Origin of the sequence: Streptomyces rugosispiralis, from assembly GCF_024505145.1 — a bacterium.
In the GTDB taxonomy this organism is placed as follows: domain Bacteria; phylum Actinomycetota; class Actinomycetes; order Streptomycetales; family Streptomycetaceae; genus Streptomyces; species Streptomyces rugosispiralis.
The window spans coordinates 222,383-242,600 of record NZ_JANIAA010000009.1 but is presented as its reverse complement, the minus strand read 5'-3'; the positions used below and the strand labels follow the sequence as shown (position 1 = coordinate 242,600).

Here is a 20,218-nt window from a genome sequence, read left to right as displayed (position 1 = left end):
GAGTCGTCGCTGGTGGTCGGCCAGGTCCTGGGGGCCGTAGAGGTCGGCGTTGCCGTTCAGGTCGATGCGGATACCGCCGTCGGGCTGTTCATAGGCCATGACCGATACATCGGGGATCGGGCCGTTGGCCAGGTTGTGGTGGGTGGCCCGGCACTCGCCGAACTCCAGGTCACCCACTTCGGGCCCATCCGCACCGCCCTGGAGGATGTCCAGGTCGGCGACGACCTGATCAAGGCCGGGGATTCGGTCACCCTCGCGCTGCCCGCGGTCAACCGCGATCCGGAGCAGTTCCCGGCGCCCGACACCCTGGACGTCACCCGCCCGGCGGCCCATCACGCCGCGTTCGGCTACGGCATTCACCAGTGCCTGGGACAGCAACTGGCCCGCTCGCTGATGCGCTGCTCGTACGCCAGGCTCTTCGACCGGTTCCCCGCCCTGCTGCCGGCGGTTCCGTTCGACCAGGTCCACGTCCGTACGGACAAGAACACCTATGGGCTGCGCGAGCTGCCGATGACATGGTGAGGGGGACGCCGTGATGGCATCGTGGTGGGGGGCATCGTGGTGAAGGGCAACGTTCTCGCAACGTGGCGAGGGGTTCGCTGGGCCGGACCCCTGACCGCTCGGTGAGCAGGACCAGCATGACGGAGAGGGATCGCCCATGGACCGTATCGCGCTGACACCGGCCGCGGCCGAGCTGATCCGCAAACTGCGGGCGGATCACGGCCCGCTGATGTTCCACCAGTCGGGCGGCTGCTGCGACGGCAGCGCCCCGATGTGCTATCCGCTCGGCGAGTTCCGTACGGGCGGGTCGGATGTGCTGCTCGGGGAGCTGGAGGTGGACGGGGTCGAGGAGCCGGTGGGCTTCTGGATGTCGGCCTCGCAGTTCGAGCTGTGGGCCCATACGCATCTCACGGTGGACGTGGTGCCGGGCCGTGGCAGCGGCTTCTCCCTGGAGGCGCCGGAAGGGGTGCGCTTCCTGATCCGCTCACGGCTGCTGGACGACACGGCCGGCTGAACACAGTCGGCTGAGCGCGGCGGCTGAACACAGTCGGCTGAGCGGGCCGACTGAACACAGCCGACTGAACACGGCGCGCCGCACCGCCGGACAGGCGCGAGGGGAACACCACCTCTTGCGCCCTCCGCCGGCCGCGCCCTCAGCTCGCGTCGGCCAGCGCCAGGGTGTGCAGCCGCTCCGGCGGGCCCGGCCGTGCGTAGTACCAGCCCTGCGCGGTGTCACAGCCCAGCCCCCGCAGATGCTCGGCCTGTACGGCCGTCTCCACGCCCTCGACCGTCACCGCGAGGTCCAGCGTGTGCGCGAGCGAGACGATCCCCTCGACGATCTTGACGTCGACCGGGTCGGCCGGGGCCCGCTGCATGCCCCGGGTGAACGAACGGTCCAGCTTGAGCTGGGAGACCGGGAGCCGGCGCAGATACGACAGGTTGGAGTAGCCGGTGCCGAAGTCGTCCAGGGCGATGTCCACACCGAGGTCGGCGAGTTGCCGCAGCGGCCGCAGGGCGGTCTCGTCGGCGCCGATGAGGTCGTTCTCGGTGACCTCCAGGCACAGCGCGCTGGGGCACAGCCCGGCGTTCTCCAGGACCGCCACCGTGTCGGAGACCAGCGTGGGATGGCTCAGCTGGCACGGCGAGAGATTGACGTTGACGCGCAGCGACTCGTCGTCCTCGGCGGCGTCGCGCCACTTCCGCGCCTGCCGGGCGGCCTGCTCCAGCACCCAGCGGCCGAGCGGGACGATCAGCCCGGTGTCCTCGGCGAGCGGGATGAACTGGTCGGGGCCGAGCACTCCGTGCAGCGGGTGCAGCCAGCGTACGAGCGCCTCGGCGCCGCGCACGGTGCCGTCGGTGAGCCGTACCAGCGGCTGGTACTCGATGAAGAACTCGCCCTTCTCCAGGGCGGAGGGCAGCCCGTTGGTGAGGCTGTGACGGGCGATCACCCGGGCGTTGGAGTCGGCGTCGGCGATCTCGAAGCGATTGCCGCCCGCGGCCTTGGCCCGGTACATGGTGATATCGGCGCTGCGCAGCACCTCGGCCCGGCCGATCTCCCCGGCCCGGCCGTCGACCACGCCGATGCTGGCCCGTACCCGCAGCTCACGGCCCTCGATCCGGACGGGTTCGGCGAGCGCGGCGAGCATCCGGCGGGCCAGCCCGGCGCCGTCGGCCTGTGCGGCGGGGCCGGTGACCAGGGCGAGGAACTCATCGCCGCCGACCCGGGCGAGCAGCTCGGCGGGCTTCACACAGCGCTGGAGGCGTTCGGCCACGGCCTTGAGCATCCCGTCACCGACGACATGACCGAGGCTGTCGTTGACGGCCTTGAAGCCATCCAGGTCCAGGTAGCACACGCCGAACCGCTCGGCGTCGGCGTCGGCGGCCAGCACCTGGTCCAGCCGCTCCAGGAACAGGGTGCGGTTGGGCAGTCCGGTCAGCTCGTCGTGGGTGGCCTCGTAGCGCAGCCGCTCCCGGAGCTGCCGGTGCTCGGTGATGTCCTCGGCGAGGGCGAGCTGGTACTGCGGGGCACCGCTGGAGTCGCGCAGCAGGGTGACCGTCAGATTGGTCCACAGCTCGCTGCCGTCGTCGCGGTAGTGCGGCTTCTCGATGCGGAAGTGGTCGCGCTCGCCGTTGACCAACTCGCGGTAGAGCTCATGGGCGCCGGGGACGTCGTCGGGGTGCACGAACTCGGTGACCTTGCGGCCGGGGCGGAAGAAGTCCATCCCGCCGAACATCCGGGCCATGGCGTCGTTGACGACGAGCACCTCCCCGTCGAGCCCGGCGATGCCCACGCCGATGACCGCGCCCTCGAAGACGGCCTGGAACTTGGCCTCGCTCGCGTGCAGCGCCTTCTCGGCCTCGGTCCGGGCGGCCATCGCGGCTCGTGAGATGGCCTCCTGCTCATCGCGCTCGCGTTCGCGCAGCTCGCGGACGAATCCGGCGGCGAGGGCGTGCTGCAGTCGCACACAGCGGGCACGCGCCTCCTCGTCGGCCAGGGGCTCGTGGGCGGGCTCGTCGGACGGGCCTGGGAACGATTCACCGGACGGCCGGGAGAAGGGCGCTCCGGGCGACGAGCAGGACACCAGATGCGCGTCGATGACGCCCAGGATGGCGGGCAGCGCGTCGGGCTCGGTGCACTGGGCGTCCACCAGCGCGGCCCCGACCTCGTACGCGGCCTCGGTGTCGAAGGGGGAGGAGCACAGGGCGGCGCTCAACCGGTGGGCCAGCGGCAGCAGATAGCCCTCGAACTCGTCAGGCGTCATCTTCGTGGCGGCCAGCGGGTGGACCGCCCGGCACCAGATGCCCGCGAATCGCCTCAGCGGATCGTTCTCCCTGGGGGCGGGGTGTCCGGCGGCGTCCCCGGCGCCGCGGTCACATCTCGGCCCGCCCGATTCGGAAGTCATATCGTGCGCTCCCCGGGGCAGCCGCCATGGGCTGTGTCCCTGTAGCCTGCCGCGTCCTCGCCTGTGGCGTCGATGCCCTCCGGCCGCCAGTCCACGTCCTGCACTTCCTTCGCCCTCTTCCGGCTTCCGGGGCCGCCCTCGGGTCGTCCGCGTCCTCGGGGAAGTGGAGCACGACGAAGAGCGGCACGGCAACCCGCTGCTGAGGCGAGATTACTGATCAATCGTTCGATGAGGAAAGGAAAAACGGAAAACTTCAATCCGGATCCGATCATGGAGACGGGCGCCGCCGGGGGCTGTCGAGCACCTGTCAGCGGCATCTGCCAGCGGCCCGAACCCCGCGCTGACCTCGGTCCTCCACAGGCCGGGCCTTTGAAGGCGTCCCGCTGAGCCCCCTCCAGGAGCCCCGTTCTGGCGGTGCGCCAACCTCGCGCGGGAACAGTCGAATTAGGAAATCCATCACGTCCGCCGCGCTTGAACGTCACACCGGGGTCTCCGCGGCCGAGGCAGCGGCATCCCCGTCCGCCCCGTACGCCCGCCCCCGCACCCCGCGGATGGAAATCCGTGCGGCCTTTTCGCCCTCATGCGGTGAATTGCCATGAATAGGGGTACTCGGCCGATGGATCTCCGCAGGGAGGATACGTCTCCGCAAGGAGGCCCGACGACGCACGGGACGCATGACGACGCACGGGACACATAAGGACGCACGGAGTGACCCCATGGCCCCACCAGGTGTCGCCCAGGATCCGCTGCCGCGCCGCTGTCCGACCCTGTTCACCGGCTTCGACGGGGTCGAAGGCCAGGGCGAGGCGGAGATACCGCGCCGGGCGATGGCCCAGGTCAGCGCGGCCGGCACCGGCCGCGCCGAGGCGGGCTGCCTACGGCTCGGCGCGGGTCTGGCCCGCTGTCCGTACGACGGCCAGCGGGCCACCGAGGCCCTGGAAACGCAGGTGAGGGAGCCGGCCGGACGGGACGGGCCGGTGCGGTCCCCCAGGCGGGCCTGGGGCCGGGCGTTCGGGCTGCGCGCCCTCGCCCGCACGGCCGCCCGGGGCGACGGCGAGGACGGGATCGTACGGGACCGGCTGGTCGCGGTGGCCGATCCGCGCGGTGAGGTGCTGGGCGCGCTACCCCTGGTCGACCCGGAGGGCAGGGCCGATGAGCGGGCCGTTCGGGCGCTGGACCACGCCGCGACCTCGCTGGGCCTGGAGCCGGCCCACCTGCGCGAGCCGGCCGAGGTGGAGCTGCGGCTGCGGCGGGAGCTGGTGGACGATCTGCTCTCGGGCGCGGACGACACCAGCCTGCTCGCCCTGCACGCGGACACGGCGGCCCTGGTGGCCCAGGGCACACCGGGCGAGCGGTCGCCGCACTCTGCGCTGAGCCGTGCGCTCGGCACCGGCAGCGGGGCGATCGGGGTGGGCGCGTCCTGCGACACCCCGAGTGAGCGGGGCGCCGCCGGGCACCCGTGACCGACGCAACGGCACCACACCACGAGGCGGGATGGGCGATGAGCGACAAGAACAAGAGTGTGGCGCGTGCCCTGCTCGACCAGCAGGGCACGACCTTCGCCGCCGAGGCCGGGATCAAGCTCCGCGACACCCCCGGCCCGCTGTACCAACTGCTGGTGCTCGCGCATCTGCTGTCCGCGCGGATCAGTTCCGATATCGCCGTCGCCGCCGCCCGCGCCCTCTTCGACGCCGGGATGCGCGATCCGCGGCGGATGGCGGAGGCCACCTGGCAGCAGCGGGTGGACGCGCTGGGCGAGGGGGGCTACCGGCGTTACGACGAGCGGACCTCCAGCCAGCTGGGTGAGGCGGCGGAGCTGGTGAACCGGGAGTACGGGGGCGATCTGCGGCGGCTGCGCGAGGCCGGGGACGTGAAGAAGCTGCTACAGGGGGTCAAGGGCATCGGGCCGGCCGGGGTGAACATCTTCCTGCGCGAGGTGCAGGGCGTCTGGCCCGAGTTCGCCCCGTACTTCGACAGCAAGGCACTGGACGGCGCCGAGCGGGTCGGGCTGCCGAAGAGCGCGCGGTCGCTGGAGGGGCTGGTGGCCGGGAAGGACCTTCCCCGGCTGGCCGCCGCCCTGGTCCGGGTCGCGCTCCACGCGGACGCCGCACGCGAGGTGCGCGCCGCGGCGTAACGCTGTCACGTGAGGAACTGCGAGCACTGGTAGGGGCCGTACGTCCGCTCGCCATCGTCCAGGGAGACCCGGACGTCGTCCGGCCGGATGGCCTCGTCACGGTGCAGGAAGGACTGGGCACGGGCGAGGGTGCACACCAACTGGCCGTTGGGCAGCCGGTCACCCGGGCTGTCGAAGGAGGCGCCGGGCGAGTGCAGGGTGATCCGGTGGCCCGTGCCGCTGGTCCAGTACGGCCCGAGCCGGACGAGGTTGACGAGCCCGCGCTCCGCGGCCCAGGCCGGCATGTCCGACAGCAGCTTGAGGGCGCCGATGGGTTCCTTGATGGAGGTGTCGGGGCGGGTGACGCCCTGGAGCGCGGAGCCGCGGACGTAGTAGATCCGCAGATCCTTGGTGAGCCCCTTCGCGGGCTCGCCGCCGTCCACCACCCCGGTGGGCCGCACCCCGCAGCCGGCGGCCGCCGCCAGGGCGAGGAGCACGGCCACCGCCGCCGTACGCGGGCGGTTCGTCCCACCCCTCATCGCGCCCCTCCGTCCGCCGCCGTCCTCGGCCCGCCGAAGTCCTGCCCTGTCGAGCCCTGCTCGCGGAAGCCCTGCCCGCCGACGTCCCGCCCGCCGAAGCCCTGCCCGGCGACGTCCCGTCCGGTGCGTTGCCGCGGGTGGCGGGGCAGCCGCAGGGTGAACATGGCGCCGCCGCCCTCCTCCGCGGGCCGGTTGGCCGCCTCGATCGTGCCGCCATGCAGCCGCGCGTTCTCCAGCGCGATGGCGGTGCCGAGGCCGCTGCCCTCCGAGCGGGTCCGGGCGCTGTCCGCCTTGTAGAACCGGTCGAAGACCCGGCCGAGGACGTCCGGCGGCAGCCCCGGCCCCCGGTCGGCGACCTCCACCGTCACCTGGTCCGCGTCGGTGGACAGCGTCACCGTCACCGGCCGCTCACCGTGGCGGAGCGCGTTGCCCACCAGGTTGGCCACGGCCACGTCCACCCGCCGCCGGTCCACCACCGCCCGTATCCCCTCCGGGAGCCGCGCCGCCACCTGGCCGGTCCAGCCGCGCAGCTCCAGCGTGCCCTGGACGATCCGCGCGAGATCGGTCTCCGCCGCGTCGAGCCGGGCCGCGCCCGAGTCGAAGCGGGACATCTCCATCAGGTCCTCCACCAGCCGGGCCAGCCGCGCGGTCTCGTCGCTGACGGTACGGGCGGCGCGGGCGGCGTCCGAGGGCAGTTGCGCCGCGTCCTCGTCCAGCACGGTCGTCACCATCGTCATGGCGGTCAGCGGGGTGCGCAGTTCGTGCGAGACATCGGCGACGAACCGCCGCGCCCTGGCCTCCTGGTCGCGCAGATCGGTCACCGAACGCTGCAGCGCGTCGGCCGTGGTGTTGAAGTCCGCGGCGAGACCGGCGAGTTCATCGCGGCCCCTGACCTCCACCCGTGAGTCGAGGTCGCCCTCGGCGAGCCGCCGGGTGGCTCGCCCCAGCTCGCGCACCGGCCGCAGCACGGTCCCGGCGGCGAGCAGGGCGAGCACCGCGGCGAGGCCGAGCACCGGGAGCAGTCCGCCGCGCACCGAGTCCAGCAGGGCGGCGGTGTGCTCCTCCTCCGCCCGCAGGGAGGTGACGGCGAACACCTCGAGCCCGGAGGCCCGCCCGCCCTCGTACGAGACGGGGGTGCCGACCACCAGATACGGCCGGCCCCGGTACTCCACGCGCTGGAAGCGGGTGCGGCCCGAGGAGCGGACCGAGGCGCGCAGTTCGGGGGTGATCCGGGTGCGGTCGGCCAGGCCGTCGGAGGACGCGGTGAGGTTCTGGTAGCGGGTGACGACGAGCGGGGCGCCGGAGAGCCCGGCGGAGACCGAGTCGGCCAGCGAGGTCAGCGTGCGCATGTCGGGGGGCATGTCGAAGTCGGGGGCGACGCTGTCGACGCGCTGGCGGAGGTCGGCCTGGAAGGCGTCCTGGGTGCGCTGGAGCACGGCGCTGCGGGATTCCCGGTAGGCGAGCGCGGTGGCGGTGACGGTGCTGATCAGCGCGACGAGGACGAACGCGATGACCAACCGGGTGCGCAACCCGCCCAGCCGTGGCCGGAAGCGTCTCATATCGGACCGAAGCGATAGCCGAAGCCGCGCACGGTCTGGATGTAGCGGGGCCGGGCGGGCACCTCCTCGATCTTCGCACGGAGCCGTCCGACCGCGGCGTCGACCAGCCGTGAGTCCCCGAGGAAGGAGTGGTCCCACACCGAGGCGAGCAGTTGCTCCCGGCTGAAGACCCGGCCCGGCGAGGCGGACAGCACCAGCAGCAGCCGCAGTTCGGTGGGTGGCAGCGGGACGGGGGTGCCGTCGCGACTGACGGTGAGCCCCGCCCGGTCGATGACCAGCCCGGCGTAGACCTCGCCGGGCCGCCGCGGCACGGGGTCGGCGCGCCGCAGCGCCGCCTTGATCCGCGCCTCCAGGACGGGTGCGGTGACCGGCTTGACCACATAGTCATCGGCCCCGGCCTCCAGGCCGCCGACGATGTCCGGATCGTCGCCGCGCGCGGTCAGCATGATCACGGGCATGGTCGAGCGGGCCCGGATCCGGCGGCAGACCTCGAAGCCGTCCATGCCGGGCAGCATCAGGTCGAGCACCGCGAGTTCGACGGCCGTCTCGGCGGGGGCGTCGAGCAGCGCGAGGGCCTCCTCGCCGGTGGCGGCGACCGACACCTGATAGCCGTGGCGGCGCAGCACGAGCTCCATGCCATCGCGTACGGAGGCGTCGTCCTCGATGAGCAGTACATGCGGCATGCGGTCGATTATGACCCATGAATTCGCCGCAATTCGCTGGTCAGGCCGATGAATCAAAGGCATACGGGCTTTGTTACACATCCATCATATGGTCATGGACGGACCATCATGTGATCGCCGAAAGGTGGTCGCCATGACATGGCACACCACTTCACGCGCCGCCTTCCGGCGCACTCTGGCCGCCCTCGCCGCACTGCCCGTGCTGGCCCTCGCGGTGGGCTGCGGCGGTGACGACGGCTCGACCACCCGGGCGGCGGGGGTCGCCTCCGCTCCGGGCGAGGGCACCGGGGGCTCCGGGGGTTCCGGCGGCTCGGGGGGCTCGGGCGGCTCGGCGGGCTCCGGCGGCTCGGCGAAGGACACCGGCGGCGGCTCCGGAAAGGGCAAGAGCGCCTTCTACGACGCGCAGATGGACTATGTGCGCTGTATGCGCGCCAAGGGCGGGGCCAAGGACTTCCCCGACCCCAGGCTCAGCGGCTATCTCGACTGGGACAAGATCAACAAGCTGGAGGACCCCAGCGGCACGGGTGAGGTGCAGAAGGGCGGCAAGGACGGAGTCTGTGCCGATGAGCTGCGCAAGGCGATGACGCTCGAGCCCGAGCGGGACACCCAGAAGGACTACGAGTCGATGCTCGCGCACGCCACGTGCATGCGGGACCACGGCGTTTCGGAGTTCCAGAACCCCACCATGTCCGCGGGCAACGCGGTGCCCGGCGGCGAGCCGGACCCGACGAACCCCCGTATCGACCCCGAGTCCTCGGTGTACAGGCAGGCCCGTGAGGCGTGCGAGGGCAAGCTGCTCGACGGTCTGGACGGTATGCAGTGAGGCGGAGCACCGCGTGGATCGCGGGTGGCGCCCTCGCCGCCGCCGCGACCGGGGCCGGGGCCGCGGCCCTGGTCCTGGGCGGCGGGGACGGGGCGGACGCCTCGTCCCGGGACGGTGACCGGCCCCCCGCCACGGCCAAGGTCGTCCGTACCGATCTGGTCCAGAGCAAGACCGTCGACGGACAGCTCGACTACGCCCAGCGGCGCACGGTGTCCTCCGCCGTCGACGGCACCGTGACCGTGGCGGCCGACCCGGGCCGCACGGTCACCCAAGGACAAGCGCTCTACGAGCTGAACGACAAGCCCGTCACACTGCTGTACGGGCAGATCCCGATGTTCCGCGCCATGAAGCCCGGGGACCGCGGCTCCGATGTCCTCCAACTGGAGCGGAATCTGCGCGACTTGGGGTTCGGGACCGGGCTGTACATCGATCCGCGCTACGACGCGGCCACCAAGGCGGCGGTCAAAAGCTGGCAGAAGTCGCTCAATCGCACCCCCACCGGCACGGTGGGCAAGGGGGACGTGGTCTTCCAGCCCGACCGGGTGAAGGTCGTCTCGGCGGACGCCGCAGCCGCGGACCAGGTGGGCCCGGACACCGCGGTGCTCACCGTCGCCTCCACCAAGCCGGTGGTCCGGGCCCAGCTCGACCAGCAGGATGTGTCGCTCACTGCCAAGGGCACCACGGTGAAGGTGACACTGCCCAGCGGACGGACCGTACGGGGCGAGGTGTCGGGCACCGCCCGCCCGGAGTCCTCCGATGACGATCCGTCAGCCGCGGCACAGGACGGCATCACCGTGGAGGTGACCCTGGACGGCGGCCGTTCGGCGATGTCCGGGGAGGACGTCAAGGCGACGGTGAACGTGTCGTTCGTCAGCGAGAGCCGCGAGAACGTGCTGGCCGTCCCGGTCGAGGCGGTGGTGGCGCTGCGCGGTGAGCACGGCGGCTACGGACTGGAGCTGGTGAGGGGCGACACCACCCGGATGACGCGGGTGGAGACCGGGATGACGGCCGACGGGCGGATCGAGGTCAGCGGGGCGGGGCTGCGCGAGGGCATGACGGTGGGAGTGGCCGAGCAGTGATCACCACCGCGCCACCGCCCCGCCCGGCGGCCGTGATCGAGCTGATGGGGGCCACCAAGACCTATCCGGGCGAGGTCCATGCCCTGCGCGGGGTGGATCTGACCGTGGTCTCCGGTGAACTCCTGGCGATCGTCGGCCCGTCCGGCTCCGGGAAGTCGACCATGCTGAACATCATCGGCACTCTGGACCGCCCCACCACGGGCACGGTCCGGGTGGCGGGCCACGATGTGAACACGCTCTCCGACGCCCAGCTCTCCGCCCTCCGCGCCCGTCACATCGGCTTCGTCTTCCAGCACTTCCACCTCTCCCCCGGCCGGGACGCGGTGGACAACGTGGCGGACGGACTGCTGTACGCGGGGGTGGGCGCTCGCGAACGCCGGGCGCTGGCCCGTACGGCGCTGGAGCGGGTGCGCCTCGGCCACCGGCTGGACCACCGGCCGCATGAGCTGTCCGGCGGTGAGAAGCAGCGCGTGGCCATCGCCCGAGCGCTGGTCGGCGAGCCCGAACTGCTGCTCGCGGACGAGCCGACCGGCGCGCTGGACTCGGCCTCGGGCGAGGTGGTGATGGAGCTGCTGCGGGAGCTGAACGCGGCGGGCACCACGGTGTGTGTCATCACCCATGACCACGAGATCGCGGACGCGCTGCCACGGCGGGTCCGCTTCCGTGACGGCGAGGTCGTCGCCGACTCGAACGAGGTGAGGTCATGACCGAGCGGAAGAGCGCGGCGGGGACGCCCTCCGCCGGCCGCGGGCTGAAGCCCTCCCGGCTGGCCGCCGGTGACGTCCTCCGCGTGGGCGCCGTCGGGCTGCGGACCCGCCGGACCCGGGTGGTGCTGTCCGCCCTCGGTATCGCGATCGGCATCGCCACGATGGTGGCGGTGGTGGGTCTCTCCACCTCCAGCCGGGCCGATCTCATGGCCCGGCTGGACCGGCTGGGCACCAATCTGCTCACCGCCGAGGCCGGGGAGGACGCGACGGGGAAGGACATCGTGCTGCCCAAGAACGCCGTCGCGATGGTCGAACGCATCGGCCCGGTGCGGCACGCCACCGCGACCGGCGAGGTGGACACCCGGATCCGGCGCAGCGATGTGGTGCCGGAGGAGCGGACGGCCGGGGTCACCACCCAGGCCGCCCGGCCGGATCTGCTGGAGACGCTCGGCGCCGAGGTGGACCGGGGCGTCTGGCTGAACCCCGCCAATGAGCGGCTGCCGGTGACCGTACTGGGGTCGATCGCCGCGAAGCGGCTGGGGGTCACCGAGCCCGGCGAGAAGATCATGGTCAATGACCGCTATGTGGTGGTCGTGGGCGTTCTCCGGCCGGTCGAGCTGGTGCCCACGCTGGACCGGGTGGCGATGGTCGGCTTCCCGGCGGCCGAGCGGTACTTCGGCTTCAACGGCCGCCCGACCACGATCTTCGAGCGGTCCACGGACGCGTCGGTGGCGGACGTGGCCGCGGTGCTGGCCCGCAGCGTCAATCCCGGCCAGGAGGGCACCGTCAAGGTCTCACGGCCGTCGGACGCCCTGGCGGCGAAGGCCACTACCGACGAGGGGCTGACGGCGCTGATGCTCGGGCTCGGGGCCGTGGCGCTCCTGGTGGGCGGGGTCGGGGTGGCCAACACCATGGTGATCTCGGTGCTGGAGCGCCGTCAGGAGATCGGTCTGCGACGGGCGATCGGCGCCACCCGCCACGCCATCCGGCTGCAGTTCCTCACCGAGTCACTGCTGCTGTCGGCCCTCGGCGGGCTGGCGGGGGTGGCGCTCGGCTCGGTGGCCACCTGGGCGTTCGCCCTGGCCCAGGGCTGGACGACGGTCATCCCGCCCTGGGCGCCGGCCGGCGGTTTCGGCGCCACGCTGGGGATCGGCGTGCTCGCGGGGCTCTACCCGGCCATCCGCGCCTCTCGCCTCCACCCCACCGTGGCGCTGGGCGCCTCCTGAGTCCCCTCAGCGGACTGAGCCCCGTCAGCGGATGCCGAGTTCCTTCAGCACCCGCCGCTGGGCGGCGGTGGGTTTGGCCGGGAAGTAGAGGTAGCAGACGCCGCCGGTGCCGGAGACCACCTTGCCGTCGGCGTTGTACCGCTTCGTCCGCAGCCAGATGTTCTCCCACTGCCGCCGCTTGTAGACGTGGCGGACCGCCTCGTTGCCGGCCGAGGCCGGGTCGTTGGCGATGACGTCGCCGTCCGCCGTGAAGCCGATGACGGTCATCAGATGTCCGGAGGTGCCGTACCCCGCGCCATCCAGCTCGGTCTTGAGGAAGGACTGCGAGGTGATCAGGGGAATGCCGACCTCGATCAGCTTCTCGGCGTCGGTGAGCGAGCCGAGCCGGGTGACCACGCCCTGGAGATCGCGGTAGGTGGCGGCGTAGGCGGCGTTGAACGGCCAGTTGCCGCAGCCGTCGTACTGGTAGTCGAAGGTCGACCGGGCGGCGTGGCAGACCTGCGGATCGGCGTAGTCCGGGTTGACCCAGGCCAGGTCCTTCGCGGAGGGCTTGCGGCCCCAGTACTCGATGATCATCTGCGAGGAGGTGGGGCTGCACCACGCCTCGCCACCGTTGTCGTACTCCGGGTACTGGCCCTTGTGGATCTCCTGCGAGTAGCGCGGTACGACGAGTTCGCGCCCCTTGGCCAGGCTCGGCGTGGAGGCGGGCACCTCGAACCGGTCGGGGACGTCCGAGCCCATCGCGCCGACCCGCCACACCGTGGGGGTGAGCGCGGTGCCGGGCTCGCGGTGGAGGGTGAGCCGCACCTGGTATTTCGCGAGCCGCAGCCCGCTCGCCGGGTCGTCGATGGAGAAGGTGTCGGTCCACACCGAACTCTTGTCGTCGCTCTGGTCGTCCACCGAGGTGCGCCGGATGGAGGAGGCGCCGTCGTCGGAGGCCCAGCGGCCCATCACGTACCAGGGGGTCGCGGAGCCGTCGGTGTAGGTGCCCTTGAGCTCGATCTGGATCCAGGTGCCGGCCGGGGTGCGGGCGTTCCAGGAGACGATGGCCTCGGTCGCGGGCACGGAGAGGGTGCGCACCGGGGAGGTCCAGGTGGCGTACTCCCAGGCGGCCTTGGTGCCGGTGTGCGGATCGGTGTAGTCCACGCTGCCCAGCGGGCTGGAGATGACGATGCCGGGGCGGGCGCCGGCCTCGGCGCGGACGCCCTTGGCGGCACCGGCCAGCCAGTCGGCGTGGCTGGTCCAGCCGTGGTACTCCGCGATCCGCTTGGCCTTCGAGCCCGCCGGGGCCGCGGCGCCCCCGGGGGTCCCCGAGGTCCCCGCCGCCGAGGCGCGGGCCGTTCCGGCGGCCGCGGCGGCCGTCGTGGTGACGGCCGCCGCGCCCGCGACGCCGAGTGCGGCGGCGAGCACGGAGCGGCGGGGCGTGGATCCAGATCTGGTCATGCGGGGTTCCCCCAGTCGTCGTCCGGTCCAGTGGGCGGCGGGTGCGCGACAGTCGCACAACTATGGCCGCTGCGAGTGGTCTCAGGCCAGTGATTCCCCCAGCGGCCGCCGCATCAATATTGGTGTGAACCAATGGAGTGAACGAGCCCGAAGGGCCGTATGGTGGTCCCCGATGCGAACTTACCGACCGGTTGGCAGCCTGGACGCGCTGGCGCGGCGCCTGCGTGCGCTGCCGCCGTCCTGCGGTCCGGTCCGGCTGGTCGCGGTGGACGGCCACGCGGGCTCCGGGAAGACCACCTTCGCCGGGCAACTGGCCGAGGCGCTCGGCGGCGCGCCGGTGCTGCACACGGACGACTTCGCCACCCATGAGGAGCTCTTCGGCTGGGCGGAGCGGCTGCACACCCACGTCCTCGCCCCGTTCGCCCGGGGCGCGGCCGCGCGCTACGCCCCGTACGACTGGGTGGAGCGCCGCTTCGCCACCGCCCGGCGGCGGCTCGACCCCGCGCCGGTCGTGCTGCTGGAGGGCGTGGGCAGCGGCCGCCGCGCGACGCGCTCGCGGCTGGCGCAGCTGTTGTGGATGGATCTGCCCGAGCGGGACTCCTGGCGGCGCGGACAGCTGCGGGACGGTCCGGGGATGTCCGCATTCTGGGACGGGTGGCTGCCCGCCGAGCGTGCGCATTTCGCCGCCGACCCGTCCCGTCCGTACGCGGGAGCCCTGGTACAGCAGCGGAAGGAGGGGTATGAGGTGCTACCGGGACCCGCGGCGACCGACGGAAACACCCCCTGGCCTCACACAGCGTGAGCCGATGCCCCCGACGGGTCCGGACGTCGCCGCCCGAGGCATGACGCGTACTCCAACTCGGCTTGACCTGGGGCCCATACAGGTCTTACGTTCTCAATGTGCGACTCGTACGAGTCGTCCCACATCGCGAAGCCCCCGGTTGTTCCCCCGTGATCGGGGGCTTCGTCCTGTCTGGCGCCGGTTTTCCGCTGCTTTGCGCGCCCGCTTCCTCACCCTGGGTGACGAACCGTCCCAGACCTCGTGCGCCCCTTACACGCCCCCGCGCACACCCGTCCGGCCTTGTGGGATTGCGACGAACAACAGTGCGGCACCCTCGGCCCATGCGAGTTGCGCAGGTACGATGCGAAAGGGGCAGTCGCCCCTGCGGCATCCACGGGGGCAGGGGTTGTGGGGGACGTGATGGATTTCGGCACGCAGGGTTCGCACGCCCCGGCCGACCTCGCCTGGCTGCGAGCCGTCGACGCCTACACGATGGGCGCGTACGCACAGGCCGAGGAGGAGTTCCGGGCCGCCACCCGGCTCGATCCGGGAATGGCCGACGCCTGGCTCGGACTGCACGCGCTACGGGCCGACACGGCGGCGGCGCTGCTGCGGATGTACCGGCACCGCGACCGCTTCGGCGAGCAGCGCGCCCGGCACCGCCGCACCCTCAACTCCTGGTACTGGCTGGGCTGGTGGGTGCAGCCGGTGCTGGAGACCAGCCGGGACCTGCTGCTCGCCCACGCCTCCCACTGGCTCGACGGCCGCCATGTGCCCGAGCTGGATCGGGCGCTGGCCGGCTGCCCCCCGGTCGAGGCCGATCCGCAGGCCCGCTTCCTGCACGCGTGCCGCGCCTATCTGGTCAAGGACTGGGAGCAGCTGGTGCGCCACACCGAGCCGCTGCTGGACGATCAGTTCCTGGGCATCGAGGCGGGTCTGTTCGCCGGGATGGCGCGGGTCCGGCTGGAGATGTACAGCCAGGCCGAACCGCTGCTCGCCGCCGCCTTAATGCGCTGTCGCAGCGAACAGCCGCAGCGCAAGGAGCTGCGCTACTGGCTCGCCCGCGCCCATGAGGGCACCGGGCGCAGCGCCGCCGCGCTCCCCCTCTACCGCGCGGTGCACCGCATCGACTCCACCTTCATGGACACCTCGGCGCGGCTGGCGGCGATAGCCGAGTCCGACGGTCTTGACGAGCCCGCGGACCTGGCCACCGTCTCCCTGGCCGGGGCCGGTGGCCAGGACGCCACGGACGGCCGGGACGCCACCGCCACCGACCCCGCCGACACGCTGTCCGACGGCCGCGACCCGCGCGCCGCGAGCGAGGGCCCCGAGGGGCCACCGCTGATGGGCCCCGCCGTGATGGGCGCGGGCGGCACGCGCGACCGGGCCGGACTGCCCTCCCAGCCCGGCCCCTCCGATCCGGTGCTGCTGGAGAGCGCGCTGCAGGAGCTGGAGCGCATGGTCGGCCTGGAGCCGGTCAAGCGGCAGGTCCGGGCGCTGTCGGCGCAGCTCCACATGGCGCGGCTGCGCGCCGGGCAAGGCCTGCCGGTCCAGCCGCCCAAGCGGCACTTCGTCTTCTCCGGCCCCTCCGGCACCGGCAAGACCACCGTGGCCCGCATCCTCGGCCGGGTCTTCTACGCCCTCGGGCTGCTCGGCGGCGACCATCTGGTGGAGGCCGGGCGCGCCGATCTGGTCGGCGAGTACCTGGGCCAGACGGCGGTGAAGGCCAATGAGCTGATCGACTCGGCGCTCGGCGGGGTGCTCTTCGTCGACGAGGCGTACAGCCTGTCCAACTCGGGCTACAGCAAGGGCGACGCGTACGGCGACGAGGCGCTTCAGGTGCTGCTCAAGCGGGCCGAGGACAACCGCGACCGGCTGGTGGTGATCCTCGCCGGCTACCCCGAGGGCATGGACCGGCTGCTGGCCGCCAACCCCGGCCTCGGCTCCCGCTTCACCACCCGCGTCGACTTCCCCAGCTACCGCCCGCTGGAGCTCACCCGGATCGGTGAGGTGCTGGCGGCGGAGAACGGGGATGTGTGGGACGAGGAGGCCGTGGAGGAGCTGCGCAGCATCAGCGGCCATGTGGTGGACCAGGGCTGGATCGACGAGCTGGGGAACGGGCGGTTCCTGCGCACGCTGTACGAGAAGAGCTGCGCGTACCGGGATCTGCGGCTGTCCGGCTGGAGCGGCACCCCGACCCGCGACGATCTCGCCACGCTGCGGCTGCCGGATCTGATGCAGGCGTACGGGGAGGTCCTGTCGGGCCGCGGTCCGATGTACCGCGACCCGCAAGACCCACCCCTGGCATAGCGCGCCCGCGGCGGGCTTTCCCCTACCCGCCCCTTCCCGAACCATGGAGCTCCGCCCCTGGACCCCGGACGCCCTTCGGGCGTGTCCTCAAACGCCGGACGGGCTGAAATCAGCCCCTCCGGCGTTTGAGGAGCGGGGTCCGGGGCGGAGCCCCGGTTGTGGGAAGGGGCGGGTAGGGGAACGGCCCGCCGCAGGCGCAACCGCAACCGCAACCGCAACCGCGGTCAGCCGACCATCGCCCGCTCCTCCCCGGAGGGCACGGCGGGCGCCGCCTCGCCCCTGGGCTCGGCCACCCGGTCCCGGGTCCCGCTCCCGCCCCGGTGGGCCGGGTCGTGGACCTCGCCGACCAGCTTCTCCAGGACGTCCTCCAGTGCCACCAGCCCCAGCACCGTGCCCGACGCGTCGGCGACGGCCGCCAGATGCGAGGCGGCCCGGCGCATCGCGGTGAGGGCGTCGTCCAGCGGAAGCTCCGCCCGGAGCGTCTCGATCGGATGCCAGACCCGCTGCGGTACGGCCCGCTCCGGGAACTCCAGCTCCAGGACGTCCTTCACATGCAGATAGCCCATGAAGGCGCCGCCGGGGCCGCGCACCGGGAAGCGCGAGTAGCCGGTGCGCACGGTCAGCTCCTCGATCTGCCGGGGGGTGACCGAGGGATCGACCGTGACCAGGCCCGCCGGGTCCAGGAGGACGTCGGTGACCGGGCGGCTGCCCAGCTCCAGGGCGTCCGCGAGCCGCTCCTGCTCACCGGGGTCGAGCAGCCCGGCCTGCCGGGAGTCCTCGACCAGATGGGTCAGCTGCTCGCTGGTGAAGACGGCCTCGACCTCGTCCTTGGGCTCCACCCGGAACAGCCGCAGCACCAGCCGGGCGCACGCCCCCAGCAGCGCGGTGACCGGCCGGCACAGCCGCGCGAAGGTGACCAGCCCGGGACCGAGCCACAGCGCGGTCTTGTCCGGCGCCGCCATGGCCAGGTTCTTCGGCACCATCTCGCCGATGACCAGGTGGAGGAAGACCACCAGGGCGAGCGCGATGGCGTAGCCGAGCGGGTGGATCAGCTGCTCGGGCAGATGGACGGCGTGGAAGACCGGCTCCAGCAGTTCGGCGACGGTCGGCTCGGCGACCGCGCCGAGGGTCAGCGAGCAGACGGTGATGCCGAACTGGGCGGCCGCCATCATCTGCGGCAGGTTCTCCAGGCCCGTGAGCACCGTACGGGCGCGTGCCGAGCCCTCGGCCGCGCGCGGTTCGATCTGGCTGCGGCGCACCGAGACCAGGGCGAACTCGGCGCCCACGAAGAAGCCGTTGGCCAGGACCAGCAGAACGGCGAAGAGAAGCTGTACCAGGCTCATCGTCCGTTCCCCTTCCCGGCCGCGGCATGGGCGGCCAGCTGCACAGGCGGCGTACCCGACTTCGTGCGGACGATGCGCACCAGTTCCGCCCGGTGGTGGCCGACCTGCCGGACGGCCAGCTTCCAGCCGGGCAGCTCGGCGATGTCGCCGGGGGCGGGGATCCGCGCCAGCAGATCGGCCACCAGCCCGGCCACCGTCTCGTACGGCCCGTCGGGCGCGTCGAGGCCGATCCGGCGCAGGGTGTCGACGCGGCAGCCGCCGTCGGCGTCCCACACCGTGCGTCCGTCCTCGGTGAGGGTCTGCACCAGGTCGGGGGTCTCCGCGGCCTCGTCGTCGTGCTCGTCGCGCACCTCGCCGACCAGCTCCTCGACGATGTCCTCCAGGGTGACCACACCGGCCGTGCCGCCGTACTCGTCGACGACCACGGCTATCGGCTGCTCGCTGCGCAGCCGCTCCAGCAGCGGCTGGACCGGCAGCGTCTCGGGGACCAGCACCGGGGCCTGGGCGATCCGGCTGACGGGTGTGCGCAGCCGGTCGTCGGACGGCACCGCGAGGGCGTCCTTGAGGTGCACCATCCCGATGACCTCGTCCAGCCGGTCGCGGTAGACGGGGAAGCGGGACAGCCCGGTGGCCCGGGTGAGATTGAGCACATCCACGGCGGTCGCCGTGGAGTGCAGCGCGCTGACCCGCACCCGCGGGGTCATCACATGCTGGGCGGTCAGCTCGCCGAGCGAGAGGGTGCGGACGAACAGATCCGCCGTGTCCTGCTCGAGCGCGCCGGCCCGCGCCGAGTGGCGGGCGAGCGAGACCAGCTCACCGGGGGTGCGGGCGGAGGCCAGCTCCTCGGTGGGCTCCACGCCCAGCGCCCGCACCAGCCGGTTCGCCACCGTATTGAGCAGGGCGATCACCGGCCGGAAGAACCGGGCGAAGGCGTACTGCGGGCCCGCGACGAAGCGGGCGACCTGCAGCGGCCGGGAGACCGCCCAGTTCTTGGGCACCAGCTCGCCGATGACCATCTGGACGGCGGAGGCCAGCAGCATGCCGAGCACGATGGCGACACCGGAGACGGCGCCGTGCGGCAGTCCGACCGCCTCCAGCGGCGTGGTCAGCAGATGGCCGAGCGCGGGCTCGGCCAGCATGCCGACGATCAGCGAGGTGATGGTGATGCCGAGCTGGGTGCCGGAGAGCTGGAAGGACAGCTCGCGCAGCGACTCGACGACGGTACGGGCGCGCTTGTCGCCCTCGTCGGCGGCTCGCTCGGCCTCCGGGCGCTCGACGGTGACCAGGCCGAATTCAGCGGCCACGAAGAAGCCGTTGGCGAGGATCAGGACGAGTGCCGCGGACAGCAGCAGGAGGGACAGGGTGATGCTCATGCCGCCGCCTCATGGTCGGCGGCGGCGCAGGTACTACAGGACGATCCGTCCATCTGCTGAGGGAGTCACTCCTCGGGTCGCAGGGGAGCCCGCCAGGGGCGCACGCGGGCGTGCGTGCTGGAGAGGCGGGGTGGGGCACCGTTCGGCCCCGGCAACAGAGTAAACAAGGATGGGGTGTGACGGGCAGGCCCCGCACACCGTTGGAGTGCCGATCCGCTCATCGGCCGGTTCGCGGGGGCCCGCCCGGAAGGGGGCGGAAGCGGACGTAAAGGGGCTGCTCACCGCCGCTGGGGCCGGGCGGCGCGGCCGGGTGGCTCAGTCCGCGGCACGGCCCGTCCCGTGCCGCTCGGCGAGGGCGCGCAGAGCCCGCGCGTCGCTGATGGCGTGCGCCTTGGCGATGCCCGGCTGGATGCCCATCGCGGGCAGGCTGGTGCCGTCGGCGAGATCCAGATAGACCCAGGGGTCGCCGGGGCGCAGATTGACCCGGAGCACCTCCGCCCACTCCAGACGGCGCTTGGTGGTGAGGTTGACCACCGTCACACCGCCCTCCTCGGCCACCACCTTGGGGCGGCTGAGCAGCGTCAGCACCCCGAAGAACAGCAGTCCGGTGAGGATGAAGCTGGCCCGCTCCCCCGGCCCCAGCCGCTCCAGCAGCAGGGCGACGGCCGTGAGGACGACCAGGACGGCGACACCGACGGTCATCAGAACGGCCCGGGTCCTGGTCGGCCGGAAGGTGATGGGCAGGGCGGGGGTGGGCGCGGCGGCGGACACGTGGTCGGCCTCTCGGATGGGAGGGATGGGAGGGAACGGGATGGGGGCGGGGACCGCGTCGGCC

General features: G+C 72.5%; 18 protein-coding genes. 10 read left to right on the top strand and 8 right to left on the bottom strand.

What is annotated here, in order from left to right; all coding sequences use genetic code 11:
- The first annotated feature begins 138 nt into the window (after window positions 1–138).
- Window positions 139–522 (top strand): cytochrome P450, encoded by a 384-nt coding sequence (locus NP777_RS48090; RefSeq protein WP_256651102.1) that lies wholly within the window; start codon window positions 139–141, stop codon window positions 520–522.
- A gap of 136 nt (window positions 523–658) precedes the next feature.
- Window positions 659–1,015, top strand: coding sequence for a DUF779 domain-containing protein (locus NP777_RS17670; protein ID WP_164425126.1), 357 nt, complete (start codon window positions 659–661; stop codon window positions 1,013–1,015).
- Window positions 1,016–1,154: 139 nt separating this feature from the next.
- On the opposite strand, the gene NP777_RS17665 is transcribed toward NP777_RS17670, so the two are convergent.
- The gene (locus NP777_RS17665; protein WP_256651101.1) at window positions 1,155–3,404 is read right to left on the bottom strand and encodes a putative bifunctional diguanylate cyclase/phosphodiesterase; all 2,250 of its coding nucleotides are present in this window, start codon (window positions 3,402–3,404) and stop codon (window positions 1,155–1,157) included.
- Between the two features lie 716 nt (window positions 3,405–4,120).
- Between NP777_RS17665 and NP777_RS17660 the strand changes: the two genes are divergently transcribed.
- Window positions 4,121–4,867: a hypothetical protein gene (locus NP777_RS17660; RefSeq protein ID WP_256651100.1), complete on the top strand. Its 747-nt coding sequence runs from the start codon at window positions 4,121–4,123 to the stop codon at window positions 4,865–4,867.
- 38 nt (window positions 4,868–4,905) lie between these two features.
- Window positions 4,906–5,538, top strand: a complete 633-nt coding sequence (locus NP777_RS17655) for an endonuclease (protein WP_256651099.1) — start codon at window positions 4,906–4,908, stop codon at window positions 5,536–5,538.
- Between the two features lie 5 nt (window positions 5,539–5,543).
- Here NP777_RS17655 and NP777_RS17650 read toward each other — a convergent pair whose 3' ends face one another.
- The 3 genes from NP777_RS17650 to NP777_RS17640 are packed head-to-tail and all read right to left on the bottom strand — an operon-like array spanning window position 5,544 to window position 8,298.
- Window positions 5,544–6,056, bottom strand: a complete 513-nt coding sequence (locus NP777_RS17650) for a hypothetical protein (RefSeq protein ID WP_256651098.1) — start codon at window positions 6,054–6,056, stop codon at window positions 5,544–5,546.
- Window positions 6,053–7,615: a sensor histidine kinase gene (locus NP777_RS17645; protein WP_256651097.1), complete on the bottom strand. Its 1,563-nt coding sequence runs from the start codon at window positions 7,613–7,615 to the stop codon at window positions 6,053–6,055. Before NP777_RS17645 ends, NP777_RS17650 begins: the two co-directional genes overlap by 4 nt.
- Window positions 7,612–8,298 carry a response regulator transcription factor gene (locus NP777_RS17640; protein WP_256651096.1) on the bottom strand — a complete coding sequence of 229 codons (687 nt, stop codon included), beginning with the start codon at window positions 8,296–8,298 and terminating at the stop codon, window positions 7,612–7,614. Before NP777_RS17640 ends, NP777_RS17645 begins: the two co-directional genes overlap by 4 nt.
- 133 nt (window positions 8,299–8,431) lie before the next feature.
- On the opposite strand from NP777_RS17640, the gene NP777_RS17635 reads away from it, so the two are divergent.
- Genes NP777_RS17635 through NP777_RS17620 form a run of 4 tightly spaced genes read left to right on the top strand, consistent with a single transcriptional unit; the run spans window position 8,432 to window position 12,133 of the window.
- On the top strand, window positions 8,432–9,121 hold the full coding sequence (locus NP777_RS17635; protein ID WP_256651095.1) for a hypothetical protein: 690 nt from the start codon (window positions 8,432–8,434) through the stop codon (window positions 9,119–9,121).
- Complete coding sequence (locus NP777_RS17630) at window positions 9,118–10,200, top strand: efflux RND transporter periplasmic adaptor subunit (protein WP_256651094.1); 1,083 nt, start codon at window positions 9,118–9,120, stop codon at window positions 10,198–10,200. Before NP777_RS17635 ends, NP777_RS17630 begins: the two co-directional genes overlap by 4 nt.
- A 44-nt stretch (window positions 10,201–10,244) precedes the next feature.
- A complete protein-coding gene (locus tag NP777_RS17625) occupies window positions 10,245–10,907 on the top strand; it encodes an ABC transporter ATP-binding protein (protein WP_256651149.1) in 663 nt (220 codons plus the stop codon).
- Window positions 10,904–12,133 (top strand): ABC transporter permease, encoded by a 1,230-nt coding sequence (locus tag NP777_RS17620; RefSeq protein WP_256651093.1) that lies wholly within the window; start codon window positions 10,904–10,906, stop codon window positions 12,131–12,133. The genes NP777_RS17625 and NP777_RS17620 overlap by 4 nt, the downstream gene beginning before the upstream one ends.
- Before the next feature lie 24 nt (window positions 12,134–12,157).
- On the opposite strand, the gene NP777_RS17615 is transcribed toward NP777_RS17620, so the two are convergent.
- Window positions 12,158–13,576 (bottom strand): peptidase C39 family protein, encoded by a 1,419-nt coding sequence (locus tag NP777_RS17615; protein WP_256651092.1) that lies wholly within the window; start codon window positions 13,574–13,576, stop codon window positions 12,158–12,160.
- Window positions 13,577–13,748: 172 nt separating this feature from the next.
- Here NP777_RS17615 and NP777_RS17610 point away from each other — a divergent pair, with 172 nt between their 5' ends.
- Both NP777_RS17610 and NP777_RS17605 read left to right on the top strand, forming a co-directional pair.
- Window positions 13,749–14,378, top strand: a complete 630-nt coding sequence (locus NP777_RS17610) for a uridine kinase family protein (RefSeq protein WP_256651091.1) — start codon at window positions 13,749–13,751, stop codon at window positions 14,376–14,378.
- A 399-nt stretch (window positions 14,379–14,777) separates the two neighbouring features.
- Window positions 14,778–16,667: an AAA family ATPase gene (locus NP777_RS17605; RefSeq protein WP_256651090.1), complete on the top strand. Its 1,890-nt coding sequence runs from the start codon at window positions 14,778–14,780 to the stop codon at window positions 16,665–16,667.
- 224 nt (window positions 16,668–16,891) lie between these two features.
- On the opposite strand, the gene NP777_RS17600 is transcribed toward NP777_RS17605, so the two are convergent.
- The 3 genes from NP777_RS17600 to NP777_RS17590 form a co-directional block, all read right to left on the bottom strand.
- Window positions 16,892–18,010, bottom strand: coding sequence for a hemolysin family protein (locus NP777_RS17600; RefSeq protein ID WP_256651089.1), 1,119 nt, complete (start codon window positions 18,008–18,010; stop codon window positions 16,892–16,894).
- Window positions 18,007–19,377 (bottom strand): hemolysin family protein, encoded by a 1,371-nt coding sequence (locus tag NP777_RS17595; RefSeq protein ID WP_256651148.1) that lies wholly within the window; start codon window positions 19,375–19,377, stop codon window positions 18,007–18,009. Before NP777_RS17595 ends, NP777_RS17600 begins: the two co-directional genes overlap by 4 nt.
- Window positions 19,378–19,698: 321 nt before the next feature.
- Entirely contained in the window at window positions 19,699–20,154 is a 456-nt protein-coding gene (locus tag NP777_RS17590; protein WP_256651088.1) for a PH domain-containing protein, read from the bottom strand.
- Between the last annotated feature and the right edge of the window lie 64 nt (window positions 20,155–20,218).